12 protein-coding genes are annotated in these 12,147 nt (G+C 40.4%); 8 read left to right on the top strand and 4 right to left on the bottom strand.

Features of this window, described 5'->3' with window-relative positions:
- Positions 1-2 precede the first annotated feature (2 nt).
- Positions 3-1,343 (bottom strand): Na(+)-translocating NADH-quinone reductase subunit A, encoded by a 1,341-nt coding sequence (locus G6R09_RS05990; protein ID WP_065166579.1) that lies wholly within the window; start codon positions 1,341-1,343, stop codon positions 3-5.
- A gap of 558 nt (positions 1,344-1,901) precedes the next feature.
- Positions 1,902-2,216, bottom strand: a complete 315-nt coding sequence (gene bolA, locus G6R09_RS05985; protein ID WP_065166580.1) for a transcriptional regulator BolA — start codon at positions 2,214-2,216, stop codon at positions 1,902-1,904.
- Positions 2,217-2,365: 149 nt separating this feature from the next.
- On the opposite strand from bolA, the gene G6R09_RS05980 reads away from it, so the two are divergent.
- From G6R09_RS05980 to G6R09_RS05945, 8 genes are all read left to right on the top strand, one after another.
- Positions 2,366-3,490, top strand: a complete 1,125-nt coding sequence (locus tag G6R09_RS05980) for a methyltransferase (protein ID WP_065166534.1) — start codon at positions 2,366-2,368, stop codon at positions 3,488-3,490.
- 80 nt (positions 3,491-3,570) lie between these two features.
- Complete coding sequence (locus G6R09_RS05975) at positions 3,571-4,146, top strand: YajG family lipoprotein (RefSeq protein ID WP_240345705.1); 576 nt, start codon at positions 3,571-3,573, stop codon at positions 4,144-4,146.
- Positions 4,146-4,697: a peptidylprolyl isomerase gene (locus G6R09_RS05970; RefSeq protein WP_065166535.1), complete on the top strand. Its 552-nt coding sequence runs from the start codon at positions 4,146-4,148 to the stop codon at positions 4,695-4,697. Before G6R09_RS05975 ends, G6R09_RS05970 begins: the two co-directional genes overlap by 1 nt.
- A gap of 48 nt (positions 4,698-4,745) precedes the next feature.
- Complete coding sequence (locus tag G6R09_RS05965) at positions 4,746-5,114, top strand: hypothetical protein (RefSeq protein WP_163921198.1); 369 nt, start codon at positions 4,746-4,748, stop codon at positions 5,112-5,114.
- Between the two features lie 201 nt (positions 5,115-5,315).
- Complete coding sequence (locus G6R09_RS05960; RefSeq protein ID WP_163921197.1) at positions 5,316-6,704, top strand: MFS transporter; 1,389 nt, start codon at positions 5,316-5,318, stop codon at positions 6,702-6,704.
- A 320-nt stretch (positions 6,705-7,024) separates the two neighbouring features.
- Complete coding sequence (locus tag G6R09_RS05955) at positions 7,025-7,828, top strand: outer membrane protein OmpK (RefSeq protein WP_163921196.1); 804 nt, start codon at positions 7,025-7,027, stop codon at positions 7,826-7,828.
- A gap of 106 nt (positions 7,829-7,934) precedes the next feature.
- Positions 7,935-8,840, top strand: a complete 906-nt coding sequence (gene panE / locus G6R09_RS05950) for a 2-dehydropantoate 2-reductase (protein WP_163921195.1) — start codon at positions 7,935-7,937, stop codon at positions 8,838-8,840.
- A complete protein-coding gene (locus tag G6R09_RS05945) occupies positions 8,833-9,441 on the top strand; it encodes a DJ-1 family glyoxalase III (protein WP_065166539.1) in 609 nt (202 codons plus the stop codon). Before panE ends, G6R09_RS05945 begins: the two co-directional genes overlap by 8 nt.
- Before the next feature lie 125 nt (positions 9,442-9,566).
- Here the strand turns inward: G6R09_RS05945 and thiI are convergent, their stop codons facing one another.
- Positions 9,567-11,018, bottom strand: coding sequence for a tRNA uracil 4-sulfurtransferase ThiI (gene thiI / locus G6R09_RS05940; protein WP_065166540.1), 1,452 nt, complete (start codon positions 11,016-11,018; stop codon positions 9,567-9,569).
- A 220-nt stretch (positions 11,019-11,238) separates the two neighbouring features.
- Positions 11,239-12,147 (bottom strand): flagellar motor protein MotB, encoded by a 909-nt coding sequence (locus G6R09_RS05935; RefSeq protein ID WP_163921194.1) that lies wholly within the window; start codon positions 12,145-12,147, stop codon positions 11,239-11,241.

The following is a 12,147-nucleotide window of genomic DNA, read 5'->3' as shown; positions in this document are numbered from 1 at the left end:
AATTACCCTTCCTTCTCAATTTTGTCCAAACACTCACGCAGCATTGGACCAAACTCATATTTACCAGGACACACGAACGTACATAGAGCTAGATCTTCTTCATCTAATTCTAGTAAGCCCAACTGTTGTGCACTGTCAATATCGCCAGCGCATAAATCACGCAGTAGCAATGTTGGCTCAATATCAAGTGGCATTACTTTTTCGTAATTACCGATTGGTACCATTGCACGCTCACTACCGTTAGTCGTTGTTGTCATATTGAACAACTGACCAGGGAAGAACTGGCTCATAAAGGCGCGAGTAACAGAAAACTTATTCTTACCAGGAGCAATCCAACCTAAGAATTCTTTTTCATAGCCTTCACGTAGTGCAGAAACTTGTAGATGGTAACGACCAAGGTATCCATGAACACCTTCCGCTTTAACACCATTAAGCACTGAACCTGATAGTACACGTAATTGACCAGGCATCATTTCTGAATCTGTTAGATCAGTAATAGAGGCACCGATTTGCGTACGCACTAAACGTGGGTTGGTCACAACAGGACCAGCAAGCGCAACCACACGATCAGTGAAAATTTCACCAGTAAGGAATAACTGACCAAACGCAATCACGTCTTGGTAATTGATATTCCATGCAATATTATTTGCATCAGCACCGAACAGCATATGAATATGTGTACCGGCTAAACCTGCTGGGTGTGGGCCGTTAAATACGTGCTCTTCAACATTTGCTTGCGCAGAACGAGGCAGGCTTGCACCTGATTTACACACGTAAACTTTGCCACTAGTCAAACGAGAAAGCACAGTTAAACCAGCAATGAATGCATCACTTTGCTCATTGATGATAATTTCTGGGTTAGCTGCTAGCGGATTAGTATCCATCGCAGTAACAAAAATTGCTTTCGATTCTGAGCCAACAGCAGGTACTTTACTGAACGGGCGCGTACGAAGCGCTGTCCACATACCTGATTCAACTAATTGATCAACCACAACAGCACGATCTAATTGTGCTAATTGCGTCGATTCATATTTGTTAAACGTGATCTGCTCATTACCTTCTACATCAATAACAACTGATTGTAGAATGCGCTTAGCGCCACGGTTAACTTCAACTACCTTGCCGCTAGCTGGAGCAGTGAATTTAACACCCGGATTCTTTTTATCTTCAAAAAGAACCTGACCTTTTTTCACTACATCCCCTACGCGAGTATGCATTGTAGGACGCATACCAACATATTCTTCGCCAAGCAAGGCGACTTTAGAAATGGCATTGCCATCGTGTATCGCCTGGGCTGGAGTCCCTGAGATTGGGATATCCAAACCCTTTTTTATTGTAATCATACGCACTTGCACTACATTAAAGGGAAAAAAGAATTTTCATATTGCGTAATTAAGACACTACGTTCCTTGGCCTGATATCAATGAACAGGCAGTGACAACAATCACTAAACGACTCTGTATCGCAACATCCAGTTAACTATCTCGCTACAAACACTAATAAACGAGTAATTTTTCAACCCGCGATTCTACCATTAATTAAGTCGTTTTTTCTATGGTAATCCACGCGATTCCGAGTGAAAACCAAGCAACAAATAAGACGCAATAGATTTATTAGCTGATAAATATGATCAACTGCACATTTACAGAATATTTTTACATAAATATGAATTTTAAAAAACAATCATTTCATTAACAATGCTGTAAAAAACACCACTCATCAACACATGTTTTCAACATAATGACAAACTTATTATCAACCATAGGAAAGTCGGTATTATTTAGATTATGTTGTTAACATTATACCCATAAGCCATATCAATCACAGTTAACATTGTAAGCCTTTCAAAATGACATAAAAAAAACCGTTTTGTTAACGGCTTTGTCAAATAGCTACGCTTATCACTTATCGAGTGTTGAGCCACCATGGCATTGTGGCGATGCTGGCGCATTCAATTGCTGTTGCCACTCTGGCTCAGTATAAGTATGAATTGCAAGTGCATGAATATGATTTGCTAACTCGTCAGCCAAACACTGATTTACAGCGCGATGGCGTGTAATAAGACGTTGGCCTTCAAATTGCGCACTGACAATCACAACTTTGAAATGACTTTCAGAGCCTGGTGGTACATTGTGCATGTAACTTTCATTGATTACCTTAAGATAAACAGGCTCAAAGGTATCGGCTAACTTGGCTTCAATTTGGGGTTGAATCATAATATCCTCAGCTAAAAAAGCGTTTTTTACTATTAACGCCACCAATGAGTCATTATTATGGCGTTAACTTGATAGATTTCCTTTCAAGCGTTTCACTGTTCTGCGAAAATGCTTTCTTATTTCGCCAACATACTTGAAAGTTATTATTAATGAAACCAGAGCTAACCTTGCACCAACGTACGTTAACGCTAACCCGCTTTCCTGTACGTAAAAATGAAACCCTGCAAGCATGGGATGCCGCAGATGAATATTTGATCAATCATTGTCATTCAATGGCGTTTGAACCTCAACGCCCAATATTGATCCTTAATGATAATTTTGGTGCATTAAGTTGTTGGTTTGCAGAACAAGGGCAAGTCACAACCGTCACTGACTCATTCATCACTCAGCAAGCGATTATCAATAATCTCAATGACAATAATTTACCTGCAGTCACTATTATTGATTGCCTCGCAGATTTGCCCGCGAATCCACAATTAGTGTTAATTAAGCAACCTAAAAATAATCGCTTACTCAGTTGGCAACTCCAACAATTGTGTCATTTATTGCCAGCAGATTGTGTTGTTATTAGTGCGGGTAAAGTAAAAGACATTCACTCTTCGACGTTAAAACTCTTTGAAAAATACTTAGGTGAGACCAAGACATCACTAGCCGTTAAAAAAGCGCGGTTAATTTTTACTGGCGTTAATAAATCATTAGCAGCACCGATGCCGCAACCAACAACGTGGACAGTGCCAGAACATGATTTAACTATCACAAACTACGCTAATGTTTTTTCAAGTGATAGTTTAGATATTGGCGGCCGCTTTTTATTAGATTTCATTCCATCAAAACCTCAATATCAAGACATTATCGATCTAGGCTGTGGTAATGGCGTTATTGGCATTAAAGCTGCACGTTTAAACCCACAAGCGAATGTTACCTGTGTCGATGAAAGTTTTATGGCGGCGGCATCTTGTCGAGAGAATGCACAAATAAACCTTTCCAGCATGGATAAATTTGACGTAATGGTGGCTAACTGCTTAGATAACTTTACGAATCAAAGTGCTGATTTAGTATTGTGCAATCCACCGTTTCATCAAAATAATACTATTACCGACCACATTGCTTGGCAAATGTTTTGTGACGCACAGCGGGTTTTACGTCCAAATGGTGAGTTAATCATTATTGGTAACCGCCAACTAAAATATCACGAAAAGTTAAATCGTATTTTTACTAAAGTAGATACTATTGGTAATAACGATAAATTTGTTGTGTTAAGAGCAACAAAATAAACCCATTATTATTGTCGTTCAAATAGATATTTAAACGGCAATAATGACTGATACTCACAGATAAGCAAAGGGAATGCTTTATGATTAAAAAATACGTTATTCTAGCATCAACATTAATACTCACTGCTTGTGCCGCTTCACAACCGCCACCACCATTGGCATTAACGCCAACAGCTGTATTTACCGCACAACCGTGGGCAAACCATAAAGCAATCAACCTCAGCAGCGCAGATAAAGCACCAAACAGTTATATTGCAGCGATTGATAGTGGCACTGAAAATGTACAAATAATTCAACCCCAAGAGCCTGTTTCAACAACACTACGCCAAGCTCTAGCGCAACAACTCGCAGGGCAAGGGTTTAGTATTACTGACAGCGCAACATCAACCATGGCGATTACCGTTGAAAAAGCCTTAGTTACCGTTAAACAAGGGTTGGTGAAATACAATATGCACAGTGAGTTACAATTACAGCTCACTATCAATACCCCTGACGGTCAGTTTATTAAACGTTACGCTGGCCGTTCTAGCCGTGAAGATGCATTAAAAGCGTCTGATAGTGATATTGCGATCAGCATGAATAAGCTCATGGATTCAGTACTTAATGAAATTGCCCATGACAATGAATTAAATAAATACCTTATGGAGAATGTATAATGTCACGTTTTTTATTAGCACTTTGCTTACTGGTTGCATTACCCGTTAGCGCCGCCACAAAAGTACTGGTTACCACCAATTTAGGCCCATTTACGATTGAATTAAATGAAGCCAAAGCCCCTATAACTACTAAAAACTTTTTACGCTACGTTGATGATGGTAGTTATGTCGGTACTATTTTCCATCGCGTTATTCCTGGTTTTATGGCGCAAGGGGGTGGCTTTGATCAAGCCTTAAAACAACGTCCAAGCTATCCACCGATTAAAAACGAAGCGGATAACGGCTTGCCAAATAATATTGCAACTATTGCAATGGCACGTACTCAAAACCCAAATTCAGCCACACGCCAGTTCTATATCAACCTCGCAAATAATGATTTCTTAAATACTCAAGGTAGCCGAACAGGCTATGCTGTATTTGGTAAGGTAATAAAAGGCTTTCCTGTGGTAGAAAAAATGGCAACGATACCAACAGCCAAAGATCCCCGCACAGGTATGAGTGATATTCCACAGCAGCCGATTATTATTGAAGCGATGAAAGTCATTAAATAATGTGGTTACGTCACCTGTACGTAATCACTCACGTTACAGGTGACATCTATGTTAACACTTGCTTATAATCGTCCAGCGATATCAGAACAAGAACAATATTTGCAACAATTTGTTGTCGATAATGCGCCCGTTTTAGCACTCAAAGCCATTGCAGCTAGCCATGGTGATATTACCTACGCCCAGCTACAAAACTTAGTTAATCATCAACTCGCACAATGGTGGCTACTTCCCCACGACAACCTATTACCAGCCAATCATTATGAAGCCAGTTATTGGTCTTTAGTACAAACAGTCAGTGGGATTAGTGATTACCAATTACTTGGCGATCGTTTTATTCGCCATAAAGTCGCCAGCCTCAGTTGTTATTTACTCAATATAGGGCCATCCCCTAACGTAGCAGCGATAAGTCGCCCCTAGTGTTATTTATTTATATAAATCTGCGATAAAACAGAATTAAATAGTAAAAAATTTGTCTGATAACCATCACGTCGATATTAACATTATTGTTTTTAATAGCAGCCCCTATTTAGAGCTGCTAAGCTTGAATTTTATAGTAAAAAATCTCAAATATTCAGTACGCTAGCGATGGGTATTGGTAGTTGGTTTTCAGAGGAAGATATGGATACAGCAACACCTCAACAACATCCACAAGGCTGGCGCGTTTACGCCAATCCAAAAGCTTTGATCATGTTAGCACTTGGATTTTCATCCGGATTACCGATCTTATTAGTATTTGGTACCTTATCATTTTGGCTACGTGAGGCTGATGTTAGTAAAACCAGTATTGGCTTTTTTAGCTGGGTCGCCTTAGCCTATGGCTTTAAATGGGCATGGTCACCTCTGGTTGATCGGTTTCCATTACCGATTTTTTCACGCTTATTTGGTCGCCGCCGTGGCTGGATGTTATTTTCACAAATTGTGATTATTTTATCGTTGTGCGGTATGGCATTAAGTAATCCGCAAACCGATTTATTCAAGTTTGCCATTTTTGCCATCATGGTCGCTTTTGCCTCTGCAACTCAAGATATCGTCATTGATGCTTTTCGTATTGAACTAGCAACAGAAAGAATGCAAGCGGCGTTATCGGCAACTTACTTAGCCGGTTATCGATTAGCGATGATTATGGCGGGCGCTGGCGCATTAGCCTTTGCAGCATGGTTTGGATCAGACACCGGTTATGATCCTAGTGGCTGGAAAAGTGCCTACTTCATTATGGCTGCAATGATGCTGATTGGTGTAGTGACAACACTTATCGTCAAAGAACCGACCATTGATAATAGCGCTATAAACACCATTGAAAAAGAATATAAACAGCAACTTATCGGCAAAGGCTATAACAAGCATTACGCTAATTTAAGCGCATGGTTTTACACTGCGGTTATTATGCCGTTTCGAGATTTCTTTCAACGCTACGGTAAAAATGCACTACTTATATTACTGTTGATCAGCTGTTACCGTATATCCGATATTGTTATGGGCGTGATGGCCAATGTGTTTTACGTCGATATGGGCTTCACTAAAAATGAAGTAGCTTCCGTTTCAAAAATTTTCGGGGTTATAATGACCATTGCTGGCGCAGGTCTAGGCGGAATTCTCGTCAGTAAATTTGGCACCCTTAAAATATTAGCACTTGGCGCGGTATTGTCAGCGATTACCAATTTACTGTTTATCGTCTTTAGCTATGTTGGTAATAATATCGAAATGCTAACCGTGGTTATATCAGCAGACAACCTTGGCGCGGGCATTGCGACAGCAGCATTTATTACTTTTATGTCAAGCTTAACCAATGTTGCTTTCTCTGCCACTCAATACGCACTCTTTAGCTCGATAATGGTGCTATTCCCTAAATTTATTGCTGGGTTTTCTGGGGTTTATATTGATCACTTTGGCTATAATGTGTTTTTCTTCACCACCGCGTTAATGGGTATTCCGGTACTGATATTAATTCGTCTGTTAGCAAATAATTCTGCACTGAATATTGTTGCTACTCCAACCCACCAGCCTTAACTGCTATTTTATAAAACACCTTCTAAGGAAGTTGGCGACTAATTGCTAACTTCCTTTTCATTCCTGTCTAAAAAATCTGTCTAATATTGCGGCAATCTTAGTCTATTCAAGCAATATAAAGTTCAGATTAGTAATTCATTAATGGATCAAGATCACACTTACCGCTCACTGCAATCGATTACATCAGATCGCGATCACAAATAGCAAAGGATTGCGCAATCGTTTCATTCCCAAACGTGAAATAAAACACTAGAATCAGCGCCAACAAAACGGGGCGGCCAAACTCCCACCATCTAGATCAACATGAGCGAGATATCAAGATGCGCAAATCACTAGTAGCATTAAGCGTTTTAGCAGCAACAGCACTACCTTCGTTAGCTAATGCAGCAGATTACTCTGACAACATCCATAAAAATGATTTCAAGTGGATGCAATTCAACTTAATGTACGCGCTAAAAGAATTACCTCGCCCTGCAGATGCACATTCAGGTCACGACTACTTGGAAATGGAATTTGGCGGTCGCTCAGGAATTTTTGACCTTTATGGCTACGTTGATGTATTTAACCTAACAAATTCTGATAGCAGCGATAAAGCATCTTCACCAGATAAAATGTTCATGAAATTTGCACCACGTATTTCACTTGATGCATTAACTGGTAAAGATTTATCTTTCGGTCCTGTAAAAGAATTGTATGTTGCGACACTATTTAACTATGGTGGTAATAACGGCGGCGTTAATAACTACTTCGTTGGTCTAGGTTCTGACATTGAAATGCCATGGTTAGGTAAAATGGGCTTCAATGTTTACTCATTGTATGACATGAACAAAAAAGATTGGAATGGTTACCAAGTATCAACTAACTGGTTCAAACCTGTTTATACTTTTGAAAATGGCACTTTCATCTCTTACCAAGGTTACCTTGATTACCAATTTGGTATGAAAAAAGAATACGCATCAGCAAGTAATGGTGGTGTAATGTACAACGGTCTTGTATGGCATACAGATCGCTATGCGGTTGGTTACGGCCTAAAAGCTTACTACAATGTATACGGTATTAAAGACTCTGCGGGTCTTAAATCAACAGGTGTTTCACAATACTTCAGCCTATCTTACAAATTCTAAGCTGACGCTATAACACCATAAAAAGGCGCTCTTAGCGCCTTTTTTGATCGTCGCAATTAACCACAATGTTATGATGTCCTAAATTAGGCTAATAACGGATTCAACTGTGAACATAACCTTGGTAGGTGCTGGTGCTATTGGCACATTATGGGCGGTAAAATTAACCCAACAGCAGCATAATGTGCAATTATGGACCAAAGATTCAACGCCAGAAACAACGGTGCATTTTAGTGAATTAAACTCACCAACACTCACTACTGATTACACTTTTAGTTGCAATGACTCGCATGCTCTCACTACCAGTGACATGGTTATCATTACTGTAAAAGCATTTCAAGTTACTGCCGCCCTGACGCCTATATTGCCTTATTTAAATACCAATTGTGTAGTGGTTATCATGCATAATGGCATTGGTAGCCAGCAACAAGTTCAACAGCTGTTACCCCATAATCCAATTATCTATGCCACCACTTCTCAAGCGGCTTTCAAACCCACCCCGACAACGATTCACCATACCGGATTAGGACAAACATGGCTGGGTGCAATTAATCAGCAAGCCCAATCTCAAGCCCATATTGCAGAGATGTTTAACAGTGCATTATCCCCTAGCCAATGGCATACTAATATCTATCAACCACTGTGGCAAAAACTGGCTATTAATTGTGCAATCAACCCATTAACAGCGCTTAACCAATGCCCTAACGGTGACTTAGCCCAAAGCTGTTATCAAGCCCAACTTGACGCTATTTGCATAGAAGTTGCCCAAGTTATGATTGCTGAAGGCGTTAGTACGACGTCACAACAATTACGGCACCAAGTCGATAGCGTTATTGCTGCAACCTCTGCTAATTATTCCTCAATGAATCGTGATATTTTCCATCACCGCTTAACCGAAATCGATTATATTAACGGTTATTTAGTCCAACAAGCTCAACGCCATCACATTGACACTCCAGTCAATAAACAATTGTGGCTGGCGATTAAACACATGGAGTCACAAGACCATGAATGAATTATGTCCTCGTATCGTCGTTTGTATTGCTCCCGGCACAGAAGAAATGGAAGCAATCAACACTATCGCTATTTTAAAACGGGCTCAATTTGATGTAACGGTTGCCAGCGCTGCTGAAGACGGCGCATTAATTGTTGATGGTTCTCGCGGCATTAAGTTGGTGGCAGATACCGCATTGATCGCTATTGCCGATGAACAATTTGATGCAGTGGTATTACCCGGTGGCGTTGCGGGCGCTGAACATTTTCGTGATAGCCCATTGGTGGTCGAGTTTGTTAAACAGCACCACTATGACGGTAAATTAATCGCCGCTATTTGTGCTACGCCTGCGATTATGTTTGCTGCTAATGATATGTTCCCTAACGCATTGATGACTTGTCATCCTGCTTTTCATCACCAAATTCCAGCGGCACAATTACGTCCTAAGCGGGTGGTGTATGACAAACAAGCTCGATTATTGACCAGCCAAGGCCCAGGTACAGCCCAAGAATTTGCATTAGATATTGTTACCCAACTGACTAACAAAGCCACAACAGCCACGATTGCTGAATCAATGGTGGTATGGCCAAACATGCATTACGACGTCATGCCTGAGCGCTAACGTCAGTTTTAAAATAAAGCCGACATAAAAAAAGCCCTCAATTGAAATCATCATATTGAGGGCTTTTTTAGTGCAGCGAATAGCTTAGTGTCGCTTAAAACAATAGCACTACTCGTTTGCTTAAATTAGCGTGGGCGATAGACTTTCACGTTGTCAAAGCCATTCTCTTTCAAGTATAAGGCTTGTAAACGACTCATCACACCGTGTGCACAGTAAAGTAAGTAAGTCTTTTCTTTTGGTAAGTCGCCAAACTGAGTCGCTAGCTTATAGAATGGAATATGCTTCACTTCTACGCCATCTAACTCAAGTGGGTTTTCATCTTCTTCATCTGGGCTACGAATATCAAGCACAATAGCATCCGTTGAGATTTGTTCAACCAGTTCAACTTCAGGCGCTTGTTCTTGGCTCTGCTTTTCGATTTCACGAATATCCATCACTCGTGCCTCGTCTATAACGCGATCCAGAATAGTAAAATCAAACTTCGCTTCTTCAATCTCAAGCTTTGATTTTACAGCTTTAACGGTCGGGCTCTTTGAGATCACACCACAGAATTCAGGCATTGTTGCCGCAAAATCTTCAGTACCAATCTGGCGAGATAAATCGATAATGTCTTCTTTATCCCAGTTAATTAGCGGACGCAGAATTAACGAATCAGTCACGTTATCAATCATGCGCAGGTTAGTCAGTGTTTGGCTAGAAACTTGGCCTAACGCCTCACCTGTCACTAATGCTTGAATACCAAATTTATCAGCAATACGACCCGCAGCACGCATAAACATACGTTTTAGGATCACACCCATTTGGCCATCATCGACTTTTTCTAAGATCTCACCTACAACGGGATCAAAATCAACCGCGATAAATTTAACTTTGGCAGATGAACCGTATTTTTGCCATAAGAAGTGAGCAACTTGCTTAACACCGATCTCATGTACAGGACCACCAAGATTAAAGAAACAGTAATGTACTTTACTGCCGCGTTTAATATGCAGATAGCTTGAAACGCCAGAGTCAAAACCACCTGAAATAAGGCTTAATACGTCTTCTTGTGTTCCTAGAGGGAAGCCACCTAAGCCTTTATGGCGGAATAATACTTGGTTAAGCAAATTATGCTCAATCTCGATATTAACCGTAACATCAGGCTTTTTCAGTCTTACTTTTGCAGATTCAATTGCTTGATTAAGACCGCCGCCGACATAACGTTCAGCTTCAATTGAAGTAAAATCATGTTGGCCAACACGTTTAGCGCGTACACAGAATGTCTTACCTTCAAGGCTCTCACCCACAAGTGCAAGAGTTTGCTCAAAGATATTATGAAGATCTGTAAATTCCGTCTGCTGAACTTCAAGTGTGTGGTGAATACCAGGGGTTTGCGTTAGAGCAGCAAGCACCATGTCACGTTTAGTTTCATCAGGTTCGTTCACTTCTAATGAGAAGCGGCGATTGTAAACACTAACAGACTCAGACTGACGCTTTAAAATAATGCGCAGGTTAGATTCAAGAATTTTGATAAAACGCTTACGTACTGAATCACTTTTAACAAAAATCTCTGGATGTGGTTTAACTATAAATTTCATAACACACTTCGCTTCACTGGGTCTAAAGTACCAAACAGAATAAAGTACCAAACGGAATTAAAGGCGCGAATTATACAGCAAGGTCTCTGTCACTGAAACAAGGATATGATAACAGCAGCACTTATCTTATCGAGTCACACCATTATTATTGGTATTTATATTGATTTACCTTAGTCACAATCTTTGTAACCAGCAAATATAGCCATTAAAAATTCAACGATTATTGTTCATCAGTGCTAATTTCTTCAGAGTAATGAGGCTTACCTTGAACAATTGAAATTTCAACCCGTCGATTACGACTCCGCCCTGCGGCGGTTTTATTATCGGCAATTGGGGCAGTATCAGCCATGCCAACCACTCGCATCCGCTTACGATCAAAGCCTTTTACTTGCTCCATTGCTTGAGCTACAGAAACCGCACGTTGAGATGATATATCCCAATTAGAACGATAGAGTTCAGAATCTAACGCTTGGTTATCAGTATGTCCACTAATACGAATAATACCGGGAACATCGTTAACTAACTCAGTAACCTGCTGAATAAGAGGAATAAATTTTGGTTGCAAAAAAGCCGAACCTTCAGGGAAAGCACCTTTTTCTTTAATTCGAATTACCAGTTGTTGACCAAATGATTCAACCTCGACCGTGTTATCGGTGATTTCTCGCGCCAAAGCTTGGGTTAATACTTGTGCGGCTTGTTGTTGAGCTTGAGTCTGTTGCGGCTGAGGCTGTTTGGTCGCAGTATTATCATTAATACCGCCATCTAATACGATGCTATCTTGACGTGAACCGCCTTCACGCTCAGCAACCCCATCATGAAAATCTAATGAACGTTTCGTAATATCAATTGTTTGCTGCATGATCACTTCAATCGGCGTTGGCTCTGGACGACCCGGACGAAATTCTTGCGCAATAACACTGGTGCCTTTAGGTATATCGTTAACATCCAATACATTTTGAACCCCAAACGCATATTTCATTGATCCTGCAATTTGTTTGAATTTCAGCACATCCATTTCAGAAAATGATAACAACAATACAAAAAAACACATTAATAGTGTCGCCAGATCGGCAAATGTTGCCATCCATGGTGGAGAGCCTTTTTTGTGTGGTGGAGGTAAAGAATCCAT

Source organism: Photobacterium sp. Alg240-V54, from assembly GCF_900537155.1.
In the GTDB taxonomy this organism is placed as follows: Bacteria; Pseudomonadota; Gammaproteobacteria; order Enterobacterales; family Vibrionaceae; genus Photobacterium.
This window is presented reverse-complemented; position numbering and strand designations above follow the sequence as displayed.

Coding starts and splice junctions, on each gene's coding strand:
- G6R09_RS05970 (WP_065166535.1), top strand. CDS start 4,146: ATGTCACGTTTTTTATTAGCACTTTGCTTACTGGTTGCATTACCCGTT.
- thiI (WP_065166540.1), bottom strand. CDS start 11,018: ATGAAATTTATAGTTAAACCACATCCAGAGATTTTTGTTAAAAGTGAT.
- G6R09_RS05945 (WP_065166539.1), top strand. CDS start 8,833: ATGAATGAATTATGTCCTCGTATCGTCGTTTGTATTGCTCCCGGCACA.
- G6R09_RS05980 (WP_065166534.1), top strand. CDS start 2,366: ATGAAACCAGAGCTAACCTTGCACCAACGTACGTTAACGCTAACCCGC.
- G6R09_RS05990 (WP_065166579.1), bottom strand. CDS start 1,343: ATGATTACAATAAAAAAGGGTTTGGATATCCCAATCTCAGGGACTCCA.
- bolA (WP_065166580.1), bottom strand. CDS start 2,216: ATGATTCAACCCCAAATTGAAGCCAAGTTAGCCGATACCTTTGAGCCT.
- G6R09_RS05935 (WP_163921194.1), bottom strand. CDS start 12,147: ATGGATTCTTTACCTCCACCACACAAAAAAGGCTCTCCACCATGGATG.
- G6R09_RS05975 (WP_240345705.1), top strand. CDS start 3,571: ATGATTAAAAAATACGTTATTCTAGCATCAACATTAATACTCACTGCT.
- G6R09_RS05965 (WP_163921198.1), top strand. CDS start 4,746: ATGTTAACACTTGCTTATAATCGTCCAGCGATATCAGAACAAGAACAA.
- G6R09_RS05960 (WP_163921197.1), top strand. CDS start 5,316: ATGGATACAGCAACACCTCAACAACATCCACAAGGCTGGCGCGTTTAC.
- G6R09_RS05955 (WP_163921196.1), top strand. CDS start 7,025: ATGCGCAAATCACTAGTAGCATTAAGCGTTTTAGCAGCAACAGCACTA.